26 protein-coding genes and 4 pseudogenes are annotated in these 25,401 nt (G+C 60.9%); 13 read left to right on the top strand and 17 right to left on the bottom strand.

Translation table 11 applies throughout. From position 1 onward, the window contains the following. From AC0L2R_RS24470 to glmM, 3 genes and pseudogenes are all read left to right on the top strand, one after another. Positions 1-240, top strand: a pseudogene (locus AC0L2R_RS24470) (hypothetical protein); the annotation flags it as partial. 117 nt (positions 241-357) lie between these two features. Next, positions 358-513, top strand: a pseudogene (locus AC0L2R_RS24465) (hypothetical protein); the annotation flags it as partial. A gap of 212 nt (positions 514-725) precedes the next feature. Next, positions 726-2,078, top strand: coding sequence for a phosphoglucosamine mutase (glmM, locus tag AC0L2R_RS24460; protein ID WP_473512036.1), 1,353 nt, complete (start codon positions 726-728; stop codon positions 2,076-2,078). 4 nt (positions 2,079-2,082) lie between these two features. Here the strand turns inward: glmM and AC0L2R_RS24455 are convergent. Further along, positions 2,083-2,487 (bottom strand): annotated as a pseudogene (locus AC0L2R_RS24455) (IS6 family transposase); the annotation flags it as partial. A 334-nt stretch (positions 2,488-2,821) separates the two neighbouring features. After that, positions 2,822-3,556, bottom strand: a complete 735-nt coding sequence (gene phnF / locus AC0L2R_RS24450; RefSeq protein WP_473512034.1) for a phosphonate metabolism transcriptional regulator PhnF — start codon at positions 3,554-3,556, stop codon at positions 2,822-2,824. A 158-nt stretch (positions 3,557-3,714) separates the two neighbouring features. On the opposite strand from phnF, the gene AC0L2R_RS24445 reads away from it, so the two are divergent. From AC0L2R_RS24445 to AC0L2R_RS24405, 9 genes are all read left to right on the top strand, one after another. Continuing rightward, the gene (locus AC0L2R_RS24445) at positions 3,715-4,863 is read left to right on the top strand and encodes an NAD(P)/FAD-dependent oxidoreductase (protein WP_473512033.1); all 1,149 of its coding nucleotides are present in this window, start codon (positions 3,715-3,717) and stop codon (positions 4,861-4,863) included. 26 nt (positions 4,864-4,889) lie between these two features. Further along, positions 4,890-6,044, top strand: a complete 1,155-nt coding sequence (locus AC0L2R_RS24440) for an ABC transporter ATP-binding protein (protein ID WP_473512032.1) — start codon at positions 4,890-4,892, stop codon at positions 6,042-6,044. Next, the gene (locus AC0L2R_RS24435; protein WP_473512030.1) at positions 6,037-6,969 is read left to right on the top strand and encodes a carbohydrate ABC transporter permease; all 933 of its coding nucleotides are present in this window, start codon (positions 6,037-6,039) and stop codon (positions 6,967-6,969) included. The genes AC0L2R_RS24440 and AC0L2R_RS24435 overlap by 8 nt, the downstream gene beginning before the upstream one ends. Beyond that, positions 6,966-7,808 (top strand): carbohydrate ABC transporter permease, encoded by an 843-nt coding sequence (locus AC0L2R_RS24430; protein WP_473512029.1) that lies wholly within the window; start codon positions 6,966-6,968, stop codon positions 7,806-7,808. Before AC0L2R_RS24435 ends, AC0L2R_RS24430 begins: the two co-directional genes overlap by 4 nt. Before the next feature lie 172 nt (positions 7,809-7,980). After that, on the top strand, positions 7,981-9,225 hold the full coding sequence (locus tag AC0L2R_RS24425; RefSeq protein ID WP_473512028.1) for an ABC transporter substrate-binding protein: 1,245 nt from the start codon (positions 7,981-7,983) through the stop codon (positions 9,223-9,225). Positions 9,226-9,291: 66 nt separating this feature from the next. After that, positions 9,292-9,522 carry an alkaline phosphatase family protein gene (locus tag AC0L2R_RS24420; protein ID WP_473512027.1) on the top strand — a complete coding sequence of 77 codons (231 nt, stop codon included), beginning with the start codon at positions 9,292-9,294 and terminating at the stop codon, positions 9,520-9,522. Between the two features lie 75 nt (positions 9,523-9,597). Then, entirely contained in the window at positions 9,598-9,924 is a 327-nt protein-coding gene (locus tag AC0L2R_RS24415; RefSeq protein WP_473512026.1) for a hypothetical protein, read from the top strand. Beyond that, on the top strand, positions 9,921-10,274 hold the full coding sequence (locus tag AC0L2R_RS24410) for an alkaline phosphatase family protein (protein WP_473512024.1): 354 nt from the start codon (positions 9,921-9,923) through the stop codon (positions 10,272-10,274). The genes AC0L2R_RS24415 and AC0L2R_RS24410 overlap by 4 nt, the downstream gene beginning before the upstream one ends. A gap of 17 nt (positions 10,275-10,291) precedes the next feature. Next, positions 10,292-10,483, top strand: coding sequence for a hypothetical protein (locus tag AC0L2R_RS24405; RefSeq protein ID WP_473512023.1), 192 nt, complete (start codon positions 10,292-10,294; stop codon positions 10,481-10,483). Positions 10,484-11,178: 695 nt separating this feature from the next. Here the strand turns inward: AC0L2R_RS24405 and AC0L2R_RS24400 are convergent. From AC0L2R_RS24400 to aepX, 7 genes are all read right to left on the bottom strand, one after another. Next, a complete protein-coding gene (locus AC0L2R_RS24400) occupies positions 11,179-11,568 on the bottom strand; it encodes a Rid family hydrolase (RefSeq protein ID WP_473512047.1) in 390 nt (129 codons plus the stop codon). 43 nt (positions 11,569-11,611) lie between these two features. Further along, the gene (locus tag AC0L2R_RS24395) at positions 11,612-12,391 is read right to left on the bottom strand and encodes an SDR family oxidoreductase (RefSeq protein WP_473512021.1); all 780 of its coding nucleotides are present in this window, start codon (positions 12,389-12,391) and stop codon (positions 11,612-11,614) included. Positions 12,392-12,507: 116 nt separating this feature from the next. After that, positions 12,508-12,792, bottom strand: coding sequence for a hypothetical protein (locus AC0L2R_RS24390; protein ID WP_473512020.1), 285 nt, complete (start codon positions 12,790-12,792; stop codon positions 12,508-12,510). Positions 12,793-13,152: 360 nt separating this feature from the next. Next, the gene (locus tag AC0L2R_RS24385) at positions 13,153-13,752 is read right to left on the bottom strand and encodes a CDP-alcohol phosphatidyltransferase family protein (RefSeq protein ID WP_473512018.1); all 600 of its coding nucleotides are present in this window, start codon (positions 13,750-13,752) and stop codon (positions 13,153-13,155) included. Between the two features lie 29 nt (positions 13,753-13,781). Continuing rightward, the gene (locus AC0L2R_RS24380) at positions 13,782-14,573 is read right to left on the bottom strand and encodes a phosphocholine cytidylyltransferase family protein (protein WP_473512017.1); all 792 of its coding nucleotides are present in this window, start codon (positions 14,571-14,573) and stop codon (positions 13,782-13,784) included. A gap of 25 nt (positions 14,574-14,598) precedes the next feature. Beyond that, positions 14,599-15,789, bottom strand: a complete 1,191-nt coding sequence (locus AC0L2R_RS24375) for a pyridoxal phosphate-dependent aminotransferase (protein ID WP_473512016.1) — start codon at positions 15,787-15,789, stop codon at positions 14,599-14,601. Further along, positions 15,771-16,754: a phosphoenolpyruvate mutase gene (gene aepX, locus AC0L2R_RS24370; RefSeq protein WP_473512015.1), complete on the bottom strand. Its 984-nt coding sequence runs from the start codon at positions 16,752-16,754 to the stop codon at positions 15,771-15,773. The genes AC0L2R_RS24375 and aepX overlap by 19 nt, the downstream gene beginning before the upstream one ends. A 654-nt stretch (positions 16,755-17,408) precedes the next feature. Here aepX and AC0L2R_RS24365 point away from each other — a divergent pair. Beyond that, positions 17,409-17,639 carry a KTSC domain-containing protein gene (locus AC0L2R_RS24365; RefSeq protein ID WP_473512013.1) on the top strand — a complete coding sequence of 77 codons (231 nt, stop codon included), beginning with the start codon at positions 17,409-17,411 and terminating at the stop codon, positions 17,637-17,639. Positions 17,640-17,699: 60 nt separating this feature from the next. Here AC0L2R_RS24365 and AC0L2R_RS24360 read toward each other — a convergent pair. From AC0L2R_RS24360 to AC0L2R_RS24325, 8 genes and pseudogenes are all read right to left on the bottom strand, one after another. Next, positions 17,700-17,828 (bottom strand): annotated as a pseudogene (locus tag AC0L2R_RS24360) (IS5/IS1182 family transposase); the annotation flags it as partial. Between the two features lie 80 nt (positions 17,829-17,908). Beyond that, positions 17,909-18,955, bottom strand: a complete 1,047-nt coding sequence (gene fni / locus AC0L2R_RS24355; RefSeq protein ID WP_473512012.1) for a type 2 isopentenyl-diphosphate Delta-isomerase — start codon at positions 18,953-18,955, stop codon at positions 17,909-17,911. An 84-nt stretch (positions 18,956-19,039) separates the two neighbouring features. Beyond that, the gene (locus AC0L2R_RS24350; RefSeq protein ID WP_473512011.1) at positions 19,040-19,939 is read right to left on the bottom strand and encodes a terpene synthase family protein; all 900 of its coding nucleotides are present in this window, start codon (positions 19,937-19,939) and stop codon (positions 19,040-19,042) included. After that, a complete protein-coding gene (locus AC0L2R_RS24345) occupies positions 19,936-21,486 on the bottom strand; it encodes a hypothetical protein (protein ID WP_473512009.1) in 1,551 nt (516 codons plus the stop codon). The genes AC0L2R_RS24350 and AC0L2R_RS24345 overlap by 4 nt, the downstream gene beginning before the upstream one ends. Before the next feature lie 283 nt (positions 21,487-21,769). Continuing rightward, positions 21,770-22,768, bottom strand: coding sequence for a polyprenyl synthetase family protein (locus tag AC0L2R_RS24340; protein WP_473512046.1), 999 nt, complete (start codon positions 22,766-22,768; stop codon positions 21,770-21,772). Positions 22,769-22,916: 148 nt separating this feature from the next. Beyond that, complete coding sequence (locus AC0L2R_RS24335; RefSeq protein WP_473512007.1) at positions 22,917-24,260, bottom strand: cytochrome P450; 1,344 nt, start codon at positions 24,258-24,260, stop codon at positions 22,917-22,919. Then, positions 24,260-25,105 carry an SDR family oxidoreductase gene (locus tag AC0L2R_RS24330; protein ID WP_473512005.1) on the bottom strand — a complete coding sequence of 282 codons (846 nt, stop codon included), beginning with the start codon at positions 25,103-25,105 and terminating at the stop codon, positions 24,260-24,262. Before AC0L2R_RS24330 ends, AC0L2R_RS24335 begins: the two co-directional genes overlap by 1 nt. Then, complete coding sequence (locus AC0L2R_RS24325; protein WP_473512003.1) at positions 25,092-25,400, bottom strand: ferredoxin; 309 nt, start codon at positions 25,398-25,400, stop codon at positions 25,092-25,094. Before AC0L2R_RS24325 ends, AC0L2R_RS24330 begins: the two co-directional genes overlap by 14 nt. Position 25,401 lies beyond the last annotated feature (1 nt).

Raw genomic sequence — 25,401 nt, 5'->3', positions numbered from 1 at the left:
GGTATGACCGGAGACTTCGAGGAAGCCATCGAGGAAGGCGCCACTGTCGTGCGCGTCGGTCAGGCCATCTTCGGCAAGCGGCCGACGCCTGACGGCCATTACTGGCCGGGTTTCGTCCCCACCATCGAGGAATTGAACCATGATTTTTCGCGAACGGCCTGTCTGCTTTTCCGATCACCCCCGCCGATCGTTCCGGCTGAGTCGACGTTGACGCGCTACGGAAACTGGTCAGCCGGCTGATCGCGGCTGAGGTCGATTCCATCAGCCTGCTCGGCAGCACCGGCATATGTTGCAGAGATGGGCGCAGCGGCGAAGCTGCCAATCTCCCTCCTTGAGGGGGAGATGGCCGGCAGGCCAGGGCGAAACATTCCAGATACGCTGTTGAAGCATATCTCGCCGCTGAGTTGGGAACATATCAACCTGACAGGCATCTACACCTGGGACACCGAGCATCTGATGCCCAAAGGCTTTCGAACCCTTAGGCTACCGACCCCAACCCGGCGAGCCGCATGAGTTTCACGATCCGTTGGGGCTTAGCGCAAGATTTTGTACAGCTCTTGTCCTCACCCCAGATTGTGAGCTAAGGACACTTTCGTCCTGACAATCATGGTATTCTGCAAAGAAGATGCGGAGTGGCACGCGGCCAGTCACTCGGACACTGGCAGCCTGTGGGAATGTCCACGAGGCGACACTTGGGTGAATCATATAAGGGCACGTCGAGTAAGATGACGAGACGATATTTCGGAACGGACGGGATCCGGGGAGGGGCCAACAAATTTCCGATGACCGCCGAGGTTGCGATGAAGGTCGGCATGGCTGCCGGCCTGTCGTTCCAGCGCGGCCACCATCGCCATCGCGTCGTGCTCGGCAAGGATACGCGGCTGTCGGGCTATATGATCGAGAACGCGCTGGTCGCGGGCTTCTGTGCCGCCGGCATGGATGTGTTCCTGCTGGGGCCGATTCCGACGCCGGCGGTCGCCATGCTGGCGCGGTCGCTGCGCGCCGATATCGGCGTGATGATCTCGGCCTCGCACAACCCCTATTACGATAACGGTATCAAGCTGTTCGGCCCCGACGGCTACAAGCTGTCGGACGAGATCGAGATGCGCATCGAGGCGCTGCTCGACCAGGATGTCGACATTTCGCTGGCCGACGCGGATGGGCTCGGGCGCGCCAAGCGCGTGGACGGCGTGCACGACCGCTATATCGAATTCGCCAAGCGCACTCTGCCGCGGGCCATGTCGCTGGCGGGCCTGCGCATCGTGGTCGATTGCGCCAACGGCGCCGCCTACAAAGTGGCGCCGGCAGCGCTTTGGGAACTCGGCGCCGAGGTCATCACCATCAACAACGAGCCGAACGGCTTCAACATCAACGAGGAATGCGGTTCGACGCACCCGGTGGGCCTTTCCAAGAAGGTTCATGAAGTGCGCGCCGACATCGGCATAGCGCTCGATGGCGACGCTGACCGCGTGGTCATCGTCGACGAGAACGGCGCTGTCGTCGACGGCGACCAGATCATGGCGCTGATCGCCGAATCCTGGCATCAGAGCGGCCGCCTCGCAGGCGGCGGCGTCGTCGCCACCGTCATGTCCAATCTTGGCCTCGAACGCTTCCTCGGTGAAGCCGGCCTGCAACTTCACCGAACCCAGGTCGGCGACCGTTACGTGGTCGAGCACATGCGCGCGCATGGGCTGAATGTCGGCGGCGAGCAGTCCGGCCATATCGTGCTGTCTGATTTCTCCACCACCGGCGACGGGCTGGTCTCGGCGCTGCAGGTGCTGGCCTGCATCAAGCGCCAGAACAAGCCGGTCAGCGAGATCTGCAAAAAGTTCGAGCCGGTGCCGCAGCTCATGAAGAATGTGCGCTTTTCCGGCGGCGAGCCCCTGGAGACAGCACCCGTCAAGGCCGCGATCGAGGATGCCCGCAACCGGCTCGGCAAGTCCGGCCGCCTAGTGATCCGGCCTTCCGGCACCGAGCCCCTGATTCGGGTTATGGCCGAGGGCGACGACCAGAAGCTGGTCGAGACGGTGGTGAACGACATCGTCGGCGTCATGGCCGAGATCAAGACCGCTGCCTAGACGTGCGGCGCTTGATGCGCCGATGGTCCCGATCCGATTGTTGAGGTACTTGCTCTTGCGGATGCGGATCGGCTTCAGCGCTGATCGCGATCGATTCCGCAGACGGTGTTCGGCGTCGCAGGAAATGATCGCCTCATGATTGGTCGGGCTGCCGTCGATGACGATGCGATCCGGTCTGCCATGGCGCTCCAGGGCCTTCCGGAAGAAGCGCTTGGCTGCCGACAGGTCGCGGTGTTCGCTGAAGAAGAACTCGACCGTGTCGCCGACCGTCGACGGCACGAAGATACATCCGTTGGCCGCGTATCTTGATGTATGTCTCGTCCATGTGCCACTTGCCGGTGACGGCGCGCTTGCGCCCGTTGAAGCGCTCCAGAAGCTGGGGCGAGAAGTGGACGACCCAGCGGTGCACAAGGGCTTGCGCCGGCCAACGGCGAGTTCTCGGCTGGCGGTGCCTGTGCTATGCTGGGCTCCTTCCTTGGTTGTGTCGATCGCGGGGCCCGCGACAGGAGAGCCGGTCGGCTGCTGCCATCGTCTCACCCCCAAGGGCGCAAATCTCGTTCCAATCTGACGGATCGAGCCGGCGACAAAGTTTATGCTTGCTGTTCAGCTCTTTTAGCCTGCTGCAAACAACAGATCGGCCCACAAGCCTGTGGCGCGGACTGACAAACCCCACAGAGCGTGTCACGGGGCCGCCATTTTGAGGCAATGGCGGTGAACCGGCGGCGAGAGCCTCAGCGCCAGCGCTAGTCCTCTGATGGAAGGATAAACTTCACCCGGTCGCCCGCGAAGCAAGATAAGTCAGCCCAAATCGGTGCTCGATTCTGGTCGCACATCACCAAAACGAGTTCAGTGACGGGCCTAGTTCGTGGCTGCTGAAGGAGCCTTGCTTCTTCGACTGCGGGCATCCGGCTTAGAAGAACGCTACTTAATCGCCTTTTTTTAGCAATACCGTACGATTTCAAAGTGACAGTTATAGATCCTATCGCGTTATACCTTTCCATGAACCCCGGAAATCTACGGGTTGGTAGGTAATTATTTGAAACTAGAACGACACGCTGATCGGCAAAAGCTTTCGTCCTTATATAAATCACGCTCTCGCCGCTCCTAAGGTTGAGCAAAGACGCTACTTCCTGAGACGCGGCAATCGGCTTTGCATTGATCACCTCGCTTCTGGTATCGACGTTGATTGATGTCAAATAGTGGCAAAATCGGTTATCGCCGCCGAGATCGTAAGGCAGGATCGCATCCTGAACGAATGTACCACGTCCGGGTTCGATTCGGATGAAGCCGTGCTGCTGGAGGCTGGCGAGCGCCTTCCTGGCTGTGGTCTTGCTGACTTGAAATCGATTGGCGATCTCTCCCTCGGGTGGCAGTCGGTCATCCGGACCCCAACGACGATCCAGGATCTCGCCCCTGAGTGTCTCTTCGATGTGTCGCCAGACCGGCATTTTCTCTACATACTCAGCGTTTTGCTGCATTCCCCAACTCTCTGCTTGGCAAGGATTTCTGACCTATAATCTATTACAACGCGCTCAAAAACCGTGGCTTTGCGCACCTTCACATATTTGTAACAAACCACCGATAAAGGTGTGCATGTTAGCTATCCGTGTACATCTTTTGCCAAGGGAGTTAAAACTTGCATATAGCCGTTATCGGAGCAGGGATCATAGGCGCGTCAGTTGCGTATCATCTCTCTCAGAGAGGCGCACGGGTCGACATCTTTGATAGCGCGCGTCCTGGTGCGGGGACGTCTACGTCGACATTCGCCTATTTGAACGCGTTCCGCTTCGCTGCAGGATATGCCCAACTGCGAATTGCCGCGCTCAACTACTGGGACGAGTTAGCAAAGGAGATTGGGGCTTCAGAGTTCATCCATCGGGATGGGAGTGTGTACTATGTCGACAACGAAGCCGGTGCCGCTCAACTCGAAAAACATGCCCTCGAGTCGTCTGCGGCAGGACTCGCCTGCGAACGCTATACCGGTAATGAGTTTGTAGCTCGGTTTGAACCGGACCTCATTTTTCCAGAAACGCGTTATCCAGTCTATCGGATGCCTGGGGAAGGTCGGATGGAGTCGATCCCTGTCGTCGGTAGGCTACTCGCAGGTGCGAGAGACCGAGGTGCTCGCCTCTTCGTTGGCGAGAATGTGCTGGGATTCGAGGAAAGTGACTCCGACGTAACTATTAGAACTGATCAGCGGACGTTCACCGTGGATCAAGTGCTCGTTTGCACGGGGCCGCAAACGACAGACTTGCTCGTAAAGATCGGCGTCGACTTGCCTGTAGCTACACAGCCTGGCATCACGATCATCACTCGCCCTTTACCGATCAGGCTTCGGCATGTTGTTTATGCGGGCAAGGTCCATTTCAAGCCGGACGGGAGCGGAAGGATTCTCGCTGGCCGTACCGACTATCGAAAAGAAATGCCGAGCAAGGCAGAAGCTGAACAGGCGGGACGGGAGACTACGTCGCTGGTCAAACCGTGGGTGCGAGGCTTTGGCGAAAATGAGATGGAGAGCTTCCGCATAGGTGTCCGCCCAATTCCTGGCGACGGAAAACCGATGGTTGGCCGACTCCCCGGGCACAAGCGAAGCTGGATCGCGGTTACCCATAGTGGCATCTCCTTGTCAGGACTAATTGGCAAGCTCGCAGCATCAGAGGTTCTATACGACAACGAAGAGGCGATACTCGCGGATTATCGCCCGAGCCGCTTTCAGCGAGGTGCAGAAATCCGGTCAGAGTTCGCCCCGTGGGGACCTGGGGATGAGATCGGAGTCGCCGTCTAAGAACTCCAAATCGGGGGAATTATCTGATGTCTTTGGAATTGAGGGGAATATCGAAAACATTCGGCGGACCAAAGCCGATCCTCGATAGTATTGATCTTTCGATCCTGCCAGGAGAGTTCTTATCGTTGCTTGGGCCGTCTGGTTGCGGGAAGTCGACCTTGTTGCGAATCATCGCAGGTCTCCTTGACCAGGACGGCGGCAATGTCCGGCTCGACAACAAACAAGTCGACGGCTTGTCTCCAAAGGAACGCGACATAGCGATGGTATTCCAAACTTATGCTCTCTACCCGCACATGTCCTCTTTCGACAACATGGCTGTGCCGCTGCGAATGCGGCGCCTGAAACTTGCTGATCGCATCCCAATTTTTCGTCATCTGACGCAGAACGGAGACACAATCCGGACGATCCAGAGCGAGGTTGAAAAGGCTGCAAATCTTCTCGGTATCGAGGATCTTCTTTCCCGAAAACCCGGTCAGTTGTCGGGAGGTCAACGGCAACGGGTGGCGATCGGGCGAGCGATCGTGCGCCATCCACGCGTTTTCCTGATGGATGAGCCGCTGTCAAACCTAGATGCAGCACTCAGGGTTCAGATGCAGTCGGAACTCATCGATCTTCACGCTCGACTTGCTGCTACCATTGTATACGTCACGCACGACCAAGCTGAAGCAATGACGATGTCTCATCGCATTGGGGTCATGTTCGACGGGCGAATCTTCCAAATCGACAGCCCCTCCGAGATCTACACAAACCCGAAACATATTCGTGTTGCCCGCTTCATCGGCACGCCGGAGATCAATGTGATAGCCGGCGAAGTGGTAGATCGATTTCTTTGTGTGTCAGGCAAAAAGCTTCCCATTCGCATGTCGGATATGGTGAATGGGTTAGTAAAGCTTGGAGTTCGTCCCGAATCGGTTCGACTCACCACGAAAATGGACGGGCTGCTTGTCGGCCATGCGGAGTTGGGCCGAAACCTCGGAAGTGAAGTATTGCTTACCGTCGTTCTGGCGAATGGTCGGAATGAGCGCCTAACTCTGCGCCTCCATCCCTACGAGGGAACAATCCCCGAGCGAGGGGCGGAAGTATTCCTGACCCTCGACCCGACAAGATGCCTTGTCTTCAATAATGAAGGTGAACGACTCCCCATATCGCTCCAAAAGACGAGGGAGACGTCAGTTGCTTGAATCCAGCAGAGGCTACATTCCGCATGCGGTGACCGATCAAGTGCCGTCGAGAACAGGAAACGAGGCAGCGAAGGCCTACATCTTCATCAGCCCGGCTGCCATCGCCTTGCTCTTGTTTGTGTTTGGCCCGGTTGTCGCTGTGTTTGTGTTTTCCCATTCGAACTGGCAGCTCGGCGATAGCACCTTTCAGATCTCCGGCTTGGGAAACTACCGAGAGCTCTTGAGCAACCCGATATTTTGGGCCGCACTCGGCAACACCGCGACCTATGCGGCAATTGTCGTTCCGGGCTCTATTGCTATTGGGTTGATGGTGGCACTTTTGATCGAGGCTGCGCCGAGCGGACGCACAATCTATCAAACAATCCACTTTCTTCCTGTGCTCGCGACTATGGCGGCCATGGCATTGTCATGGGAGGTTCTCCTCCACCCGACCATTGGTGCCTTGAACAGTTTTCTTGGCATCTTGGGTGTTGCCAAGCAAGCTTGGCTCTCTGACCCCAGGCTAGTCGTCATCAGTCTCGCGATCATTGGGATTTGGCAGAACGCTGGCTTCTGCATGGTGTTGTTCGTGGCGGGTCTGCGCACGATCCCGCAAGAATTATACGAAGCATCGGACGTCGACGGCGCGGATGGACTCTGGGATCGCTTCAGGACGGTCATTTGGCCCCAACTGGGACCGGTTACTATCTTCGTGTTCGTTCTGGTTGCAATCCGTGCGTTCCAAGTCTTCGACACCGTTGCAATGCTGACCCAGGGCCGTCCCGGTTCGAGCAGCCAGGTCCTGATGTACATGATCTATTCAGAGGGCTTTCGCTTCTTGCGAACAGGATATGCGGCAGCAATTACAGTTGTGTTCCTCGCAATCCTATTCGTGCTCACTCTTCTCCAGATGAGGCTTGGTGAACGACGGGTGCATTACTCATGACCACCTATCGAAAACTGCCCCTGTCGCGGCGTGTTGCACGCCACGTCGCTCTCTGCCTGACCAGCGCCTTCATGCTCTTGCCGTTTGTCTGGATGCTAAGCACGTCCCTCAAGTCTTCCCAGGAGATCTTCCGGTCACCCAGTCTATGGAACCTCTTACCGACGCGCTGGAACGTGCTTGATAACTATTTTGATGTCTTCGCGGATACGGACATGCTCAAATTTCTCGCCAATGGCGTGATCGTCTGCGTGGGAATTTTGGTCCTGCAATTATTTATTGCCTTCCCATGCGCTTATGCTCTCGCCAAGCTTCGCTTTCCCGGCAAAGAGAAATTCTTCCTGCTTACCGTGTCAGCGCTGCTGATCCCAGGACAAGCACTGGTAGTCCCGCTCTATATCCTTTTTTACTACATAGGGCTCCTCGATAGCTACGTAGGTCTCATCTTGCCGCACTGCATTTCGGCATTCGGGATATTCCTGTTCCGGCAGTTCTTCCGGTCGATCCCCGACGACTATGTCCATGCCGCCCGCATAGACGGCATGAGCGAGTTAGGAATCATTCTCCGCGTCATGGTACCCCTTGCGGTCCCTGCTGTTCTTGCCTTCAGCGCGTTCTCAATATCGAGCCACTGGAACGATCTGTTGTGGCCGATGATCATAGTGCAATCACGGGACCTTGCGACCCCGCCGCTTGGCCTCGTGTTCTTCAAGACGGCCGATCAGGGCGTCGACTACGGACACATGATGGCGGCGGCGACAATCATCGTTGCCCCACTCGTGGTCATCTTTTTTTTCGCCCAAAAGTGGTTTCTCTCAGGTTTTCAGGTTCAGTCGAGGTGACACTCATGCACATGGATAGCGCCGTGGGCTAATCCCCAATCCGAGAATACTACTACTTCACTGCCGATTTCAAATCTGGTTGGAGACGCGCTCCACGCTTCAGCCACCGCTGACTCATATCGAGCAAGTCCTTAACCAGTTGAACCCAATTCGTTCCAAACAGGAGTGAAGTATGATCATGCGCACATTTGCTACGGCGGGCGTTTTAGCCGCAGGGCTTCTAGCCGCCTCTGCTGCGGAACAATCCACGGTTTCCGTCTTGGTCGAGGCCGGAACTATCAAATACCAAGAGCAAATCGCGGCCGAATTCATGAAGCAGAATCCGGACGTGAAGGTTGAGTTCCGGTCCCCCGTTTCCGACTATGCTGAACTGGTCAGGCAGGCCTTGCTGGCGTCCCAAACCAATACGCTTCCCGACATCGGCTTTTTTGGCAACAACACGCTGCGCACTCTCGTCGAGCATAGGGTGGCTCAGCCACTGGACAGGCTGATTGCTGCCGAGCCGGAAAGAGCCGCTCTCGGTTACGACGAGCCGATGCTCCGCATCGGTCAGATTGACGGAGGGCAATTCGGCATCCCCTTCTCCACCTCGCTGCCGGTTATCTTCTACAACGCGGACCTCGTTCGAAAGGCGGGCGGCAATCCGGACAGGGCTCCTGAGTCATGGGATGAAGTGGTGGCCCTCGCTGCCAAGGTCAGCCAGTTGGATAAGGGCACTGCCGGCATCTATATCCGCATGGAAGATACCTGGAATTGGCAGTGCATGGTGTATGCGGCGGGTGGCCGAATGATGTCGGAAAACGAAAGATCGGTGCTGTTCGATGGAGAGCCCGGACTTCGGGCGACACGTTTGCTTGCGCGGTTCGGCGCAGAAGGCAAAATGCCGAGTATTACCTGGAATCAGGCGCGCCAGCAGTTCAGTGCTGGGCAGCTGGGCATCCTCGTCGGCTCAAGTTCCAACACCGAAGGTCTGGTCGCCGCAAGCGGCGGACAGTTCGAGATTAAGTCGTACGCTTACCCGGGCCTCAACGAGAAAAGCCGAATCCCGGCCGGCGGCAATACCGCGGTAATACTTGCCAGCGATCCGGCAAAAAAGGCTGCCGCTTGGCGCTATCTAAAATTCGCGACCGGTCCTCAAGCCCAAACGATCATGGTCAAGGCGACCGGCTATCTCCCGATCAACCTGACGGCAAAGAACGAAAAAACGTTTCTCGGCGACTTCTACGCCCACCACCCGCTGCACGCTGTTGCGCTGAAGGAGGCCAAGTACGCCGCCGAGCGATATGCCTTTCCAGGAGAGAACGGGCTACGAATCGATGAGTCGATCGCAACCAACCTGCTGGACGTTATCTATCAGAGAGCCAAGCCCGATGAAGCGCTTCGTCAGTTGGCCGACCAAGCGGAAAGCATGCTCTAGATTATTTGCGGCAAGAGCGAACGTGCTCTTGCCGCATCCGCTATTTATAAAATCGAGTTGCAAAGCATGCAAAATATAAAGAAAGTCGTCGTCGTCGTCGTCGTCGTCGTCGTCGTCGTCGCCGTCGTCATCTTCGACGCTCTTCGTCCCGATTTGCTTACCGAGGAGCGCACCCCAAATCTTGCAACTTTTGCTCAAAGCCGGACATGGTTCCGCGAGGCGAGAAGCGTCTTTCCGAGCGTCACTCGTGTGGCGACCACCAGCATTTCGACAGGCACTATACCTGCGCGGCACTGAATGATCGGAAATTCGTTTCTGGTCCCTCCTGTACCAACGACGAAGACTTTTGACTCCCGACGCCGGAAAGATGTGTTGATAGCCGAACAGGCTACAGGCGGCCGCTTCATCACGTGCGAAACCCTAGGGGATCACCTGGCAAGAGCCGGAAAGCGGTTGGCGGTTATCCAGACGGGCACCCCTGGCGCAACACATTTTCTCAATCCGCGTGCCGCCGAGCACAAGCACTGGACCTTTTCCATTCACGGACGTGATTCCACGCCGACTCCAGGCGCAGTAGACGAAGCGGTTGCGGCGCTCGGCCCCTTCGCTGCAGACAAGGGGTCACCACGTTTGAGCGATATCGAGTATGCAACTCAGCTGGCGACGGATTATGTATTCCGAAGCTGGGACCGAATGTGACGCTCATCTGGTATAGTGAACCCGACGTTGCATTCCACTACGATGAAATTGGCTCCCTAAAATCGTGCCGAGCGCTGAGCTTCGTCGATCGATGCTTCGGTCGGCTACTCGAATGGATCTCCGCACAGGCAGACTGCGAAGACTACGCGGTGATTGCCGCGTCCGACCACGGGCAAATCTCAACCACGGCCCAGGTCGATCTCAATGGTCATCTGACTCGGGCGGGTTTTCCGGCGAAAGAAGGAGATCTCGACGGAACAATCCTAGCGACAACTGGTGGAAACAGCGGCGAGATCCGTGTCTTGAACAAAGATTGCCGAACGATCGAGCGCGTGTGTGCCTGGCTATAGGACAAGAGTTTATCGGCATGCTCTTCTCGAAGAGCCGCAACGATATCGAGGGGCAATTGCCGGGCACATTCTCGCTTGAACTCGCAGGCCTGGCGCACGATCGCGCTCCCGATCTGTTCTTTGTGATGCGGTCAGACGAGAGCTTGGACCAGCATGGTTTGCCAGGACGAACATGGTGCCCGTCGGTGGCGGCATCCATGGCGGTTTGAACAAATACGAGATGAATACGCTTCTGATGGTCAGGGCGCCCGGTATGATTCCGATGGCTCGCGTCACCAGTATGCCAGCCGGAATAATAGATATTGCCCCGACAGTTCTCGACCTACTCGGGATAGCTATTCCCGACTCGATGACCGGCACGTCCCTGGCGAAGCTTAATGAACCCCCGCCAGAGCTGGAGCGCTACGACGTGCGAAATGGCAGCTGGTCTCAAGAGATCGATCTCATCGGTGATGAGACACGGTGGTTCCTCCGCCGTGGAGGACGCTCTAGCAAGGCAAAACGAAGGATAGGCCATGAGGGCGAAATTTCACGACCATAGAAATGGCGTCGTTTCGGAATTTGAGACGACGGCCTCTACAAGCGGGAACGGCTGGCAGCTGGGTCGCAGGGTGGTCGCATCAATGTCCTGTCTGCCGCGGGCACACGGGAACTCGCCAAGTTGTCAACCGACGGCCAGCGCTGGAAAATCTCGTTCGGGCCGTCAGTTCCTCTACCGCTACAGCGAGTTCCGCTAGCGGGCCGCCCCCTTTTCGATAGCTCCAACCGCGCGAGGTCCTATTGTGAGCTGAAGCGCAATACGTTTCATGATCACGAGTTTTTTTGCTGCCAGAAACTTGACCGTTCGGGAGTGTTTTCGACCCTGAAACCTCATATGATGCAATATCGGTCCGGTCCATGTCTGTCAGCCGACCGCAGCTACAACGGCAATTTCAAAAAGCGTCCCGGGGGACAGCGCCACGACTACGCAGCACCTTTGGGGCCAGTTGCGCTGATCAGGACCAATCCAATCGTCCCAAAAGCGATTTAGAACGCCACGATGACCTTCCTCAGTCAAATACATCGTGACCGAAATCATGTTTTCGCGACGACTGCCGAGCTCCTTTAGTAGACGATCGACTTTTACGAATGCGGACGGGATCTGGATCGATATATCTGTCGATTTAGCTTCGTCTGTCGCCGCTAGCCATGCCAGCCCAGCCCAAGATCCGCCGGAGCTCCGTCGTGGCACAACTCCTACAGCCCTCGCGATAGGTACAATTGCCGCATTATCGATTGCTTCGTTGCAAGACATCATCGCTCCTATTGGTTGGTGTATGATATTCAGGGCAGCAGACTCAAAAAAGCCCAGGATATGCTCCTCCATCGGCCACAATGTTCTGCGCGGTGACTTGCCCAAACTGAGTGCCGCATAAGATAGTGCACAACGCGGCAACCTCATCGGGTCTAGCGAGGCGCCCAGTGGGAATCCGTGCCATCGCTTCCGCGCGAATGGCTTCTACACTTTTCCCCGACGAACTAGCGCGTGCCTGCCACGTCGCCGCAAGTCCCTCCGTTTCGGCGGGTCCCGTAAGCACGTTGTTGATCGTGACGTTGAAGCGCGCCACTTCACGCGCGAGGCTCGCCAGCCCACCCGCCAATCCGGTCCGGGCAATATTAGCCATTATGTGCGAGGGTTGCGGAGCCTTCGTCGAAGTTCCCAAGATGGTAACTATTCGGCCGAACCTTCGCTCGCACATACCGTCAAGAACGGCAAGCGCCACACTCAGAGGCGACATCAATCCAGCTGCCAAGCCGGCGCCCAGTCCCTCATCCGTCGATACGGCCGCCCGGCCTTCTGCGAGGCGGGGAGTTGTCAGAACGAGTATGTCAGGTTGAGGACAGACGCGACGAATGACGCTCGCGATTTCGAGGGTGGCTAGATCCGCTGCGACGACGGCTATTCGGGTGTCCTGCTCGGCTTGCAGCAATTTTGCGGCGGCCGCTAGACTGGCGTGATCGCGAGCGACTAAGGTGAGATCGGCCCCCTCCCGAGCGAGCGCCCGCGCACAGGCGAGACCTAAACCTCGACTGGCGCCACACACTACAGCTTTCTTACCCGTCAGTCCCAGATCCATGGGTTCATCGTTGCTTTTCTTGAATATTGTTAGTTACTCGCGGCAGAGAAGCCGGGCGGCCTCAGCCGACGTATTCCAGCTGAGCCCAAGGCTCCGCGTCGCCGCCATCGGTTTGGCTATCCAGCAAGGGACGTATTTGTGGCTTTGAATAACGCCATACCGCCCTCGTCGAGCAGTCGGGTAATTTCGGTGAAACCGGTATCCCGGAACAAAAGCGGTTGCTCATCGCTCGTCACGTACAGCTCCGGGTTCTTCTTGCTGCCAATCTCCATATAGTGATCACAGAAAAGAAAGACTCCGCCGAGCCGGATCAGCTGCCGTGCCCGCTGCAAAAGCAATGGTAGGTGCGTCTTGTGCCGAACCTCGTGGGCCGCTTGCATTGTGACGACGGCATCGAACAAGCCTAGCCCGGCAGTCCAGTCAGGCTTCCGGAAGTCGCGCTCGACGATCCTTGTCCTGTCCGCTAATCGCCCAACTGCTCCTTCGCGACCGTATGCATTACTGCGGAAAAATCGAGCGCGGTGTACGTGTCGATCGGGCAATTTCGGAGGATATGATCCGCCAGGTGACCTGGCCCTGACCCGATCTCCAGGACATTTCCGTGCGCGGTATGGTGCGCATGCAACCGTGTTGTTGACCCACTCACGGACCTGTTTGATGTCATGAAAGTCAACGGGAGAGGCTACTTTTATCGCGGGCATGGCAAGGGCTTTCTGAGTGTTGCGGACTAAAATTACGCCAATAACCGAACCGGCAGTTCCTCAAGATCTTGTTGCGAGTTCGATGGATGCTCCGACACAAAATGCCGTGACGACGACGTACATGACGCCGGCTGTCTTCGGCACTCGAAGGGGGACAATATGCAGGATGGCAAGCCCCACAAGAACGAGCGCGAACAGGTCCGGAAAGATCGCCTCGGGTATGACTGGGCGGAGCAGGAACAGGGCGGCCGTCGCTGGGACCGCATAGGTGGTAGGCACGCCGATGAATCGACCGCCCGGAGATCCGAATACATTGAAGTAGCTTAGCCGCAAAGCGCTGGCTACAATGAGGACGGTTCCTGCAGCAACGGAGGTCGCTGACCCACGACCGACTGTTATCAATGTGATCGCGGGGAAGAGACCCGCACTTACGAGATCCGCGAGCGAGTCTAGATTCTTGCCGACTTGCCCTGTTTCTGCCAATCGGCCGCGAGTCCGGCGGGCAACGACACCGTCTACGTGATCGGCCAGCAGCGCCCAAAGCACGATGGCGACGCCGATCTCCGGAAGGCCGGCGACTGAAAAGTTAATGCCGATTGCCGAGAGCACCAGACCTGTTGCCGTTACGGCGTTCGCCGGATCGAAAAGCTGCCGGATCACTTCGGCCTCCTTCTTAGGCGCCAGACGTCTTAGACTGCCTGGCTGAAAAGTGTCTGTGAAACCGGAGCGAAGATCCTTTCCGCGATGCGCAGGTCTCCAGTGCTGTCGATTTCGCACCATCGCAAATCGTCGCAGCGTGCGGCCGCGAGTTTAAGGCCTCGTGCGCCGATCAAGTGGGCTAAAAGCTCTTCGGTATAGGCTTTGGTCGCACCAGAACCGATCAGGTCGTCGAGTGACGGGACGATCATTGCCCGGAGATCCGAACCTGAAAAGCGGATCAGATTTATTGTCTTGAAGAGGGTTGGAGCGCCGGAGACGAGGTTTGCCGCCGTCTGCTTCAATCGGACTTCGGAGATGAAACCGTCGTCCGACAAAACGACTGCCGACCCTTCCATCAAAGGATCGAATGGCGCGACAGCGGCAACATTTGCCGCATCGCCAATCATCAGAGAGCTGAGCGCATCCTTCTCAAAGAAGACGTCGCCCTCGAGCAGATAGCAATCGCCGGATAGCAGCGCTTCGCGCGCCAACCAAAGAGAATAAGCACTGCCCGTGCAATCGAAGACGGAAGACTCGACATAGTTAATCTGAAGTCCACCGAAACGGCTACCGCAGGCATATTGGATAGCATCCTTGCGATAGCCGACGACAATAGTCACGTCTTCAACGCCGACCGCCTCAAGATTTTGCAGGGCGTTGTGGAGGATCGGTGTGCCGTTTACTTCCACCAGCGGCTTAGGACGCAAATCGGTCAGCGGACGCAATCGAGAGCCGAAGCCGGCGGCGAGAATGACGGCTTTTTTGGGAGCACTGACAGTCATTTCATTCCCCTTTTTGCGCGCCGCGTCATTCCCAAGCGTTGAGGACTTCGACGAGCCGTTTGAGGCCGGTCTCTAGTTTCTCAGGCGGAGCCCCATAAGAGAGGCGGAGACCAAAGGGATCACCGAAGGCGGTGCCAGATACGGCCGCCACGCCGGCTTCAGAAAGGAGCATGTTTACGATGTCGTCGGCGGTCGCTGTGGCACCTTTTCCGGCTATCGTGCGCAGCAGATCTGAAAGGTCGAGATAGAAATAGAAACCGCCCTGGGCCTTGGGCAGCGGTATCCGCGTCAGCGAGGAAAGCACCTGGAGACCAACCTGCCTAGCGCTTGCCAGCTGAGAACGCAGCTTGCCCCGGTAGCCCCCATCTTCTCGCTGCAGATGCTCCAGCACGGCGTACTGGGCGATCACATTGGGATTGGAGGTCGTATGGCATTGCAAGGCTTTGACGGCATTAATCACATGATTTGGACCCGCCAGATAGCCGATGCGCCAACCGGTCAAGGCCAGCGACTTGCTGAAGGCGTTGGCGATCAGGGTTCGCGACCTGGCCTCTGGGACGACCGAGACGATAGGGTGGTGGGTGTGAAGCCCATGCACAAAGTCGCCGTAGCATTCGTCGAAAATGATCCACAGATTGCGACTGATTGCGAGCTCGGCGATACCAACCAGCGTTTGGATATCGTAGACGGCGCCCGACGGGTTGTTCGGTGTGTTGACAACGATCGCTCGGGTTCGTTCAGTAACGGCGGCTTTGATAGCGTTGATGCGCGGAATGTAGTCGCTAGAGCGGGTGTCCACAAAAATCGGCGTGCCGCCGGCAATCCGTATCTGGGCCGGGAAGGTTGTCCAGTAGGGAGCCGGGATGATGACCTCATCACCCGGATTGAGCAGTACCATGGCAGCATTGAACAAGGCCTGCTTGGCCCCGGCGGTAACCGCCACCTCCTCGGCCTCCCATAGCTGCCCGGTCTCGCGCGAAATCTTCATTGCCAGCGTCTCGCGCAACTCCATGACGCCGATTGTGTCAGTATACCGATTGACACCTCTGTTGATGGCTTTGATCGCACCGTCACGGATTGTCGGAGCCAGATCGCTCCAGATTTCACCGGCGGTGAAGTCGATAATCTCCCTACCGGCGTGGGCGGCCGCGTTTGCTGCAGCGCGCGCTGCTGCCGTGCCGCTTGAACCCAATAAGCTCATTCGTTGCGCAAGCATGTGCCGCCCTCCACAACAAGTTTTTTTGGTTCTTTCGGTACCTGTGGCTGTGCTGTCCGGTTCGGCAGATACTGTTGTTCCGCCTGAGCCAGTTCGTCGTAGCCGATCAGGCTGAACAGCTCATCGAGGCCGGCAACCTGGTCTTCTATCCCGGCGATGCTTTCTTCCGACCAGATGCGGCCGCAGATATCGCGCATGCCAGCGATCGCCGCCCGCATCGAATGGTTAGCCCAGATGACGGTCGAAATGCCGGCATCACGAAAAACCCAAGCCGGCGTTTTGTAGTATTTGGTGGGGACGATGATGATCGGCAGCTTGTTGTTCCATTCCTTGGCGAAGGTCAGGATCTCGTCTGCGACGGCCTTGCCGGAGTGTATGAGGATTGCGTCGGGGCCGGCTTCTGCATAAGCCTCGGCCCGAACCAGCGCCTCATCGAGACCGTGACCCGCGATCAGCGCCTCGATCCGCGCGACGACGACGAAATCCGGTCCCGTCGTGTCTTTCACTGCTTTGAGCCGGCCGCAGAATTCGTCGATGTCAGCAAGCGGATGCCGATCCCCGACAAAGGAATTCATTTTCGGAAAGCTCTTGTCTTCAAGGCACATGCCGCTGGCCCCGCGTTGCTCAAGCTTCCGCGCGACCAAGCGAGCATTGTTGAAATTTCCGAAGCCGCTGTCACCATCGACAAGAACAGGGATGTCCGTCGCATCGACTATGCGCTCGACGACGTCGACGACTTGGGTCCAACTCGCTTCGTTGGCGTCGCGATAGCCGAGCGCCGAGGCGATGGAAAGACCAGAGGCCCAGAGCCCGCGAAAGCCGACACGCTCGGCAATCGCTGCCGAAAGCCCATCATGCGCTTCCATCAAAAATGTGAGGTCGTTGGAAAAAATGAGCTCGCGAAGGGTCGTCGATGACGCCGTCACCGGCAAGACTTCCGCCCCGAACGAAATCGCCTTCCTCATTGTATGACCTCCTCCATAACTCAGGTCCAATGAACTCGGTGAACGGGACGATTACTCATCGTCACCTGACTCGCTATCGAAAAGTCCTTTGGCCTACATATGCGCAATGGTCGTGAGATCCGCTGGAAGCGGCTCTGTGCCGGAGCGCACGTTACAGCTCAAGCAGCAAGAGCCATGCCAGCTAAAAGGCATTTGTATTTCAACAGGTTGGCTTTGCGCGGCTGGTTCCGTGAGTTAGCGACGATACCATTCTGTCGGGATTGCGACAGTGGACAGCTATCACGGTGCGAGGTTGGCAGGTCGCCCCGTAATCATGATGTCCCTGGCCACGCTAGAGCACGTCCTGTTTAATCCGGCTCAAATCTTGCGGCTTTGCTATGTCCTTTGCACCCTTGATTGCCCCGGAGATCTACGCCGCGCACTCGGGTTTTCATCTGCTGGGTATGCATGAGGGTCGATTGGCTATTCAACAGCGCCAAGCCAAAGGGGTCGAAGTGATTTGGAAGTTCAAGTTCGCTGCCGGCGTAGAAGAGAGACCCGGAAGACCGTGCCTGCCGCGTTTACGATGCCGCGATGCGTTAGGTGGCCCGGAGCAAATCCTCCTGCGCTGCTCGGGAGCAACACCACGAAGGAACGTGACAGGCTCTGCGTTCGTTGAAGACTTTTGCTCGAGCTGCATCATGCCATCCACCTCGATACGCAAAACGGAATGATCCGAAGCGCAAAGTCCTTTCGGTGTGGTTCGTCGCCAGCGGCAAACAGTACGAGTTTGAGGACGTGACGCCGGAGACCTTCGCCGCGTTCAAAGCCGCCTTCGCCAAAGGCCGCTTTTTCAACGACCATATCCGCAATCAATTCCGGCACCGCCTGGTTGGTACTCAATAACGAGCTTCAATGGCCTGAACCTGTCGAAGTCCTACGGAGAGTTTCTGTCATTCCTCGCGTCTGGTCTAGCCGCACCAGCGCTTCATTGACCATCAGCCGGATCGGGCACAGTGGATGATCGGCTGGAACGAAATCCTCCAACCGCTTCATCGTGAACAGCTGCTCCATGAACACATCGCTCCCGCGCATCGAACCGCTTAGTCTATGTTTGGCGTAGGTATTTCAGCAGCGTGCTAGGCGCCCGCCGCCACGTGCGGGCGACGCCGGCATCAACCGGCGGGCAGATGCGCCGAGGGCAACAAGCGCGCCTGACGCAGCGCCACCAGATCAGCCGAGCCGGTGCAGAAGCAGGCGACGGCCAACTGGCGGATGACGATCTCGAAATGCGCGACAACCGCCTCGGTGGACACCGTCGCCGCGCGCAGCACGCCGGCCGCCTGCCCGGCGATGTCCGCGCCCAGGTGGATGGCCTTGGCCACGTCGACGCCGTCGCGGATCCCGCCCGACGCGATCAGCTTCACCGTTGGCAGCGCCCGACGTACCGCCTGCACGCTGGCCGGGGTCGGAATCCCCCAATCGGCGAACGCCATCGCCACTGCACGGTCGGCGGCATCGCGGGCGCGCTCGCCCTCCACCGCGGCCCAACTGGTGCCGCCGGCGCCGGCGACATCGATCACCGCCACGCCCGCCTCGACGAGCGCACAGGCCACCGAGGCGGACAGGCCCGCCCCCACTTCCTTGGCCACGATCGGCACGCCCACGCTGCGCGCGGCGCGAGCGATCTGCGCCAGGACGCCGCGCCAGTCGCGGTCGCCCTCCGGCTGTACCGCTTCCTGCAGCGGATTGAGATGGACGATGAGTCCATCGGCCTCCAGCGCATCCACCGCCCGGCGCGCCAGGTCCAGGCCGTCGGCCTCGCGCAGTTGCGCGGCGCCGATATTGGCCAGCAAGGGAATGTCTGGGGCCAGGCGGCGCAGCGCGCGCGTCAGCCCCTGGGAGTTGCGGGATTGCAGGCTCACGCGCTGCGAACCGACGCACATGGCGATCCCCAAGGCTTGCGCTGCCTCGCTCAGATGCCGGTTGACGGCCTCGGCGCGTGGCATGCCGCCGGTCATGGAGCTGATCAGCAGCGGCGCGCGCATGGTCTTGCCCAGCAGCGAGGCGCGCAGGTCGATCTGCGTCAAGTCCAACTCGGGCAATGCGCAGTGTTCGAAACGGACGTACTCCCAGCCGGCGACCGTGGCTGGCGCCGTTCGCCGATCCAGCACGATGTCCAGTTGGTCGTCCTTGCGCTGGCTCAGGGCGGTGTCGCTCATGCTCGCTCCATCGTCTCATCGGGCGACGGCGTTGCGTCGGATCGGACCGACGGCAGCGCGCGCACGCCGCCGTCTCCCGCGCGTTCAGGCCGGCGCACGCTGGCCTCCCCCCGCACCGTCGCTGCGGTAGCGGCTGGTCGAGGTCTGGTAGTACTGCGCGCGTATGGCCGCCATGGCCTCGATCAACCGTTCCCATGGCGCGGGGAAGCGTTCTTGCGTCATCACCCGGTGCAGCATGCGCGTATGGCCGGCCAGCTCGTCGTTGAGGAACTCCACCACTGGCATAGCCGGATAGCGCTGCAGCAGGATCGCCGCGTTGTCGGCCTCGCCGGCCGACCTGTCCTTGTCGCGTCCATGCAGATCGTTCTGCAGGCGCCCTATCGCGGAGATGAGCCGCAGGACCTGGCGAAACGCCGGACGCGAGCGCAAGGTCGCCATGTCCAGCCCCCACAGCAACGACAGGCAACAGAACACGTTCGCGTAGGCGATCGAATCGATGCCGTTGTGCAGGTACTCGGCGTAGGACCAGCGTTCCGCCCCTGCCGCCTGCGCGTGTCCGGCGTGCAGCGCCGCGCAGTAGCACCGGGTATCGTCGAGAAGCTGAGCATAGTCGCGTCGATCGTAGGCGAGGGCGGCCTGCGAAGCGCGCAGCACAGCGCAGCCCTCGAATCCGGGGAGCGCGCACGGTACGCCCTGCCCCAGCGCCTGCTCCACCGCGGCGAGCTGCTCCGGCGCGATCAGGCCAAGGTCGTTACAATCGTCGAGCCAGAACAGCAGCGCCAGTTCGCGATAGAACGCCACGATCAGCGTTTCGTCCTGCGGATCGCGGCCGGTGCGGGCGCTGGTGTCGCGCAGGCTCGGTTGGATACGCTGCAGGATGTACTGGCCGCCCCTGACCGCTTCCACGGCATGCTCGTCGGCGAACCCGGTCAGGGAACGCCCCCACTCCAGCACCTGCTGCAGCGCGCGTTCGGTCTGGATCATGGCGCCGCTCCTGGTCCCTCGGCCAGGACGCGCCGCCCCCAACCAAGCGCCAGCAACAACCCGGCAAGTTCGGCCACGCGCACGACCCGGGTGGGGCAATACAGTTCCTTGCCGATCCACAGCGGCGTCTGCGGCAATGCATGCGCCGCATGGCGGGCGAGCATCCACTCCAGCGCACGCGCCACCGCCTGCGCGATGCGCCGGCGCCTTGCCGGCCCTTCGCTCCCGTCCATCACGTGCAACGCGAACAGCGCATAGGCGGTTTCCTCGAATGTGGACGCGCGACCGGCGCCCCAGCCGCCGTCGTCGCGCTGCGCCTGCAGCAGCGCCGCCAGCGCGCGCTCGTCGCGCCATTGGGGGTTGCCTTGCGCCAGCGCAGCGACCGCATGCGCGGTGGGATACAGCCACGAAACGTGCCATTTTTCGTTGTCCCATAGACCGTGCGGGTTGCGATTGGCCTCGACGTAGGCGCTGGTGCCGGCGGCGGGCTTTCCCAACAGTCGCAACGCATGCAGGGCATGGATGTTGGTCGACACCGAGGCATTGCGCTCGCCGGGAAAGGTGACGAACAGCTCGCCGATTTCGAAATGGCGCAATGCATCGACCGCCGGGTCGCGGCCTGCAAGGCGCAGGACGCACAGCGCAACGGCGGTGTCGTCCGCATCGGCTGCGAAGTGCAAGGCCGGGCCCAGACCGCGCACGCCCAGGCGGGCGTCGAGCTGCGTGACGATCACGCGCACCGCCTCGGCGAGCGCGGGATGCGCGAACAGCCCGGCCAGATGCAGGGTGTACAGCGACCAGCATGGCTCGAACACATTGATCGGCCAGACGTTTGGCACGACACCTTCGATGTCGCTGCGCGTCGCCCGCGATGCCGCCTGCAGATACGCGTCGGCGCGTTCGACCTGCGGCGTGCTCCCCTGTGTCACGGCGTGCGCACGCCACGCGGCGGTGGCCGCCGGACTGATGCCGATGCTGCCGTCGTTATCCGGGCATGCGGTGGTCGGCGACGTTCCCCAGGCTTCCCAGGAGTGCAGCAACGGATGGCCGCTCGGCAACGTCGCCGCCGCCCCCAACTTGACCAGGCACGCTTGCCGCAATGGCAACAACGCCGGGTGGCGCGGAAACGCCACGCCGCCCATGAAGGGTGCGGCCTCGCCGCACAACTGCGGCAGGATCAGCTCCGCGCCGATCGGCGCGTCTTCCGGCACCGCATGCGCGTAGGGATCGGGCTGGCGCTCGAGGAACCGGGTTGCAGCGTGGACTGCGTTGGCAGCGCCGGGAAGAGGATCGGCACGCTGCAATGCCAGCAACGCCGCCCACGTGGGCGCATGGCGGAACAGCGGGAAGTCCGCGCTTCCCCATCCGCCATCGGCCTGTTGCTGCGCGAGGAGCCACGCGTATGAGTCCTGCCGACCGGTGACGTTGCCGTGGAATTGCAGAGCTCGCGCCGTGTCGTAGACGGACGGACCGACGCTGCCACCGTCGCTCATCTCGCTCAGCAGGTGGCGCAATTCGGAAAGGATCTGTTCGGACAGCGCGTTCAAGCGGGATGTTCCTTCTGCAGAAGGTTGGCGAGAACCAGGATCGGGCAGACGCCGGGCACGTCGCCGCAGGCCCATCGCGGCCCGGCGCACGGGCAGCGCCGGACGGTCGCCCTGCTCCGGCGCGGCGACGCGCCCCGATGCTGGCGCCGGTCCGACGCGTGCGCTGCGGCCGTGCTGGGCAACCGCTGTGATCGGCGCCGCGGACTCGGACGCAGTGCAGCATGCACCGCTGCCGCCGGCCGATCGCAGCGGCACAGGGGCGACTCCAAGCGGACGCGCGCGCTCATGCGCAGGGCGCGTGCTTCAACAGATACGCGTTGGCCCGCTGCAGCATCTGCGCCAATCGTTCCGAACGCGGCCCCAGCGGGGCGATGGCCTCCCCGGCGTCGCGCAACAGATCCAGCGCGAACTGGCGCGCTGCCTGCAGCCCCATGATCGACGCGCAGGTCGGCTTCTTCGCCGCCGCGTCCTTGCCGGGGGTCTTGCCCAGCGTCGCGGTATCCGCTGTCGCGTCGAGAATGTCGTCGACCACCTGCAACGCCAGGCCGAAACAGGCGCTGTAGCGATCGAGCGCACAGTACAGCGCAGCGTGCGCGGCATCCTCCGCGATGGCGCATAGCGCGCCCATGCGAACGGACGCGCGCACTAGCGCTCCGCTCTTCATCCGGTGCATCGCCACGATCCTGTCCAGCTCGACGTGCTTTCCGACCAGCGACAGATCCATGGCCTGCCCGCCTGCGGCACCCTCGGCGGACACCGCCTGCGCCAGTTCGCGCACGAGCGCGATACGGTCGTGGCCCGGCGCATCCAGGCTCGCCAGGGTCAGGAAGGCGTGCGCCTGCAACGCATCGCCGACCAGGATCGCAGTGGCTTCGCCGAACTTGACGTGCACGGTCGGAAGGCCGCGGCGAAGCACGTCGTCGTCCATCGCGGGCAGGTCGTCGTGGACCAGGGTACAGGCGTGCATCATCTCGATGGCGGCGCCGACGTCGTCGAGCATGTGCGCCGGCGTGTCGGCCAGTGCGCCGGCAGCCAGACAGAGCAAGGCGCGGGTGCGCTTCCCGCCATGCAAGGTGGCATAGCGCATCGCCGTCATCAGCTCGGTCTCACCGTCGTCTTCGGCGCAGAGAAGACGCGCCAGCGCCTGTTCGACCCGCTTTGCACCGTCCTGCATCCAGATCTCCGGCAGCAGCCTGCCGGACGCGCCGCGCGCCTGCGCGCCCAATCCGCCGAGCGCGGAAACGCCAGTTCGGTCGTCGTGTAGCGTGGAACCGGTCTGCATGTTGTTCATGTCCTTGTACCTGACACGGCCACGGCGAGCGCCGAGCCGCCGCGGTGTTACCGGTGTCGCACCGAGCGCGCGCGCCGAGGCAGCAATGCCGGGCGTCGCCGGCGCCGCTGCCTCGCCACACGGGGCGTGCGATGCAAGCTCATGAGAATCCGATGCGGATTGTCGTGGACGGATGTGCGGTCGGGTAATAGCGCCGGCCCTTTTCGACGCCGCTCAGCAACCGCGGCCGCACCCCGGCCTTGTGCATGGTCAGCGCCAAGGCGACGGAGAACTGCACCAGTTCCAGCCATACCAGGTGGTAGCCGATGCAGACGTGTGGGCCGGTACCGAACTGCAGCATGTCCACCGGCCGGATCGGCTCCGTGCGTTGCAGCCACCGCGCCAGGCGGAACTGATCAGGCGCCTCGTGCAGCAGCGCCGAGGTCGAGAAATGCAGCAGCGGGATGCACAGATGGGTGCCCGCGGGAATGCGCCGTTGGCCGAGCTGCAATTCCTGCAGCGCGCGACGGGGCAGGACCGTGGTCGCCGGATGCACGCGTAGCGTTTCGCGGAACAGCGCCTCGGCGACCGCACACTGCGCCAGGTCCGCATGCCGGGTCGGCACCGCGCCCACGCGTTGCGCCTCCTCGACCAGGGCGTCCCACAGCACAGGCTGGCGCGCCAGCTCGATCACCATCCAGGCCATCGTCGAGGCGGTGGTGTCGTGACCGCCAAGCAGCAGCAAGCGGATATTGGCGACCAGGACATCATCGGAGAGCGCATCATCGCTGCGATCGAAGGCGCTCACCATGTCGTTGATCAAGCCGGTGCGCGCGGCCTGCGCGCGGGCGTCACGGATGAACTGGCGCAACTGCGCGTCGATCCAGTCGCGGGCGGCGCGGCCGCGCCGCAAGGGCAGTCCGGGCAGGTTGATCGGGGGCGCGACGATCAACTGCAGCAGTTGCCGGTACTTGCGATGCCATCCCGGCAGGTCGTTCGCGGGGATTCCCATGAGGCTGAAGATGAGCTTGAGCGTCAGATCGCCGGTTTCGCGTAGGATGGTTACGTCGCCGCCGTCGCGCCACGCCTGCACCCGCTCCAGGATGATGGGCGCGAACAGGTCGCCGATGCCGGCCTGGGTCAGCCCCTTGGGCAGGAACGCCGCCTTGATCGCATCGCGCGCCTGCCGGTGCGCGCCGCCGTCCTGGGCGACCAACGTTCCGCGAAGCAATTCGGGCGCGATCTCTTCCATCAGCGCCGAGGACACGTCCTTGTGCCGGAGCAGTGCGAACGCATCCAGATCCGTGCAGGTCATCAGGTGGCCGGCCGGGCCGAAATCCAGCCAGAAGTGGCTGCCCAGCGTCCGTTCCGCGCGCCGCAGCAGGCGCGGCAGGTCGCAGACGATGGCGGGAAGATGCCCGACGAGGGGGAAAGCGCCGGGCAGGACCGGGATGTCGTGCCGCAGCCGGTGCCGACGATCCAGCGGGTTGAGCAGCATGTCCATCAGCAGCGCGGCGCCGCGGCCGCTTCGGCGATGTCGCCGGCAGGCCGCGCGGCGCGGCTGTTGCCACCGTCGGCGTACGTCGGCACATGCGCCAGCATGCCGCCGTCGATGCACACGACCTGGCCAGTGATGAACGCAGCATCGTCGGAGAGCAGGAAAGCCACCAGCGCGGCCACGTCCTCGGGGCGGCCGACGCGCGGCAGGAGCTGGTGCCGGCGCAGATGCCGTTGCATGCACTCGTCCAGCTTGGCGAGGAGACGCTCGGTCATGATGAGACCCGGCGCAACCGCGTTGCAGCGGATCTGCGCGTGACCGTACTGGGTGGCGAGCGAGGCCGACAGCATGTTCATCGCCGCCTTCGACGCGGCGTAGGACGTCTGCGCGGTGTCACCGCTGAGCCCCTGGCACGACGACATGTTGACGATAGCGCCACCGCCGCGGGCGATCATCCGTGGGATGGCCTGCCGGCAGCAGAGCAGCGTCCCGCGCAGATTGATCGCCATGATCTGATCCCAGACCGCCAGGTCCAGGTCGAGGATCGCGTGGTCGCGCGGGGTCAGATGCATGGCGCTCGCGTTGTTCACCAGCAGGTCGACCCCACCGAAGTGCCGCTCCGCCGTCTTGAACAGCGCTGCCACCGCCTGCGCATCGGCAATGTCCATGGCCAGGGCCAGCGCGTGGCCGGCTTCGGCCGCGATCTGCGCGGTGCAGGCGATGGCCGCCGAGCCATCAATGTCGGCCACCACGACTCTGCCGCCCTCGCGCGCGAGGGCGAGGGCGCATGCCTTGCCGATGCCGGCGCCGGCGCCGGTCACCACGGCCACCTTGCCTTCAAACCGTCCCATCGTGGCCTCCTGGATTGCGTTGGTCTTTCGCGGCATGCCGATAGGCCTCAGCCGGAGAAGGCGCAGGGTCGGCGCTGGCGCGCTCGCCATCGCCAGAGTCGCTTTCGATGACCCGAATGGCGGCGACCGGGCACTGGCTGGCCGCGAGCCGCACGGCGGCGTGCAGCGCCTGTGGGACCGTCACCACGCACACTTCAGCCACGCCGTCCGGTTCGCGCTGGCGAAAGGTCCCCGGCAGCGTCAGCACGCACTGCCCGGTGGTTCCGCACAGATCCTGGTCGACCACGACGCGCATC

Source organism: Mesorhizobium sp. WSM4820, from assembly GCF_055811075.1.
This window is presented reverse-complemented; position numbering and strand designations above follow the sequence as displayed.

Excerpts from the sequence above, each read along its gene's own strand:
- glmM (WP_473512036.1), top strand. The coding sequence starts at position 726 with ATGACGAGACGATATTTCGGAACGGACGGGATCCGGGGAGGGGCCAAC.
- phnF (WP_473512034.1), bottom strand. The coding sequence starts at position 3,556 with ATGCAGCAAAACGCTGAGTATGTAGAGAAAATGCCGGTCTGGCGACAC.
- AC0L2R_RS24440 (WP_473512032.1), top strand. The coding sequence starts at position 4,890 with ATGTCTTTGGAATTGAGGGGAATATCGAAAACATTCGGCGGACCAAAG.
- AC0L2R_RS24430 (WP_473512029.1), top strand. The coding sequence starts at position 6,966 with ATGACCACCTATCGAAAACTGCCCCTGTCGCGGCGTGTTGCACGCCAC.
- AC0L2R_RS24425 (WP_473512028.1), top strand. The coding sequence starts at position 7,981 with ATGATCATGCGCACATTTGCTACGGCGGGCGTTTTAGCCGCAGGGCTT.
- AC0L2R_RS24420 (WP_473512027.1), top strand. The coding sequence starts at position 9,292 with ATGCAAAATATAAAGAAAGTCGTCGTCGTCGTCGTCGTCGTCGTCGTC.
- AC0L2R_RS24405 (WP_473512023.1), top strand. The coding sequence starts at position 10,292 with ATGCTCTTCTCGAAGAGCCGCAACGATATCGAGGGGCAATTGCCGGGC.
- AC0L2R_RS24400 (WP_473512047.1), bottom strand. The coding sequence starts at position 11,568 with ATGTCTTGCAACGAAGCAATCGATAATGCGGCAATTGTACCTATCGCG.
- AC0L2R_RS24395 (WP_473512021.1), bottom strand. The coding sequence starts at position 12,391 with ATGGATCTGGGACTGACGGGTAAGAAAGCTGTAGTGTGTGGCGCCAGT.
- AC0L2R_RS24380 (WP_473512017.1), bottom strand. The coding sequence starts at position 14,573 with ATGACTGTCAGTGCTCCCAAAAAAGCCGTCATTCTCGCCGCCGGCTTC.
- AC0L2R_RS24375 (WP_473512016.1), bottom strand. The coding sequence starts at position 15,789 with ATGCTTGCGCAACGAATGAGCTTATTGGGTTCAAGCGGCACGGCAGCA.
- aepX (WP_473512015.1), bottom strand. The coding sequence starts at position 16,754 with ATGAGGAAGGCGATTTCGTTCGGGGCGGAAGTCTTGCCGGTGACGGCG.
- fni (WP_473512012.1), bottom strand. The coding sequence starts at position 18,955 with ATGAGCGACACCGCCCTGAGCCAGCGCAAGGACGACCAACTGGACATC.
- AC0L2R_RS24350 (WP_473512011.1), bottom strand. The coding sequence starts at position 19,939 with ATGATCCAGACCGAACGCGCGCTGCAGCAGGTGCTGGAGTGGGGGCGT.
- AC0L2R_RS24340 (WP_473512046.1), bottom strand. The coding sequence starts at position 22,768 with ATGCAGACCGGTTCCACGCTACACGACGACCGAACTGGCGTTTCCGCG.
- AC0L2R_RS24335 (WP_473512007.1), bottom strand. The coding sequence starts at position 24,260 with ATGGACATGCTGCTCAACCCGCTGGATCGTCGGCACCGGCTGCGGCAC.
- AC0L2R_RS24330 (WP_473512005.1), bottom strand. The coding sequence starts at position 25,105 with ATGGGACGGTTTGAAGGCAAGGTGGCCGTGGTGACCGGCGCCGGCGCC.
- AC0L2R_RS24325 (WP_473512003.1), bottom strand. The coding sequence starts at position 25,400 with ATGCGCGTCGTGGTCGACCAGGATCTGTGCGGAACCACCGGGCAGTGC.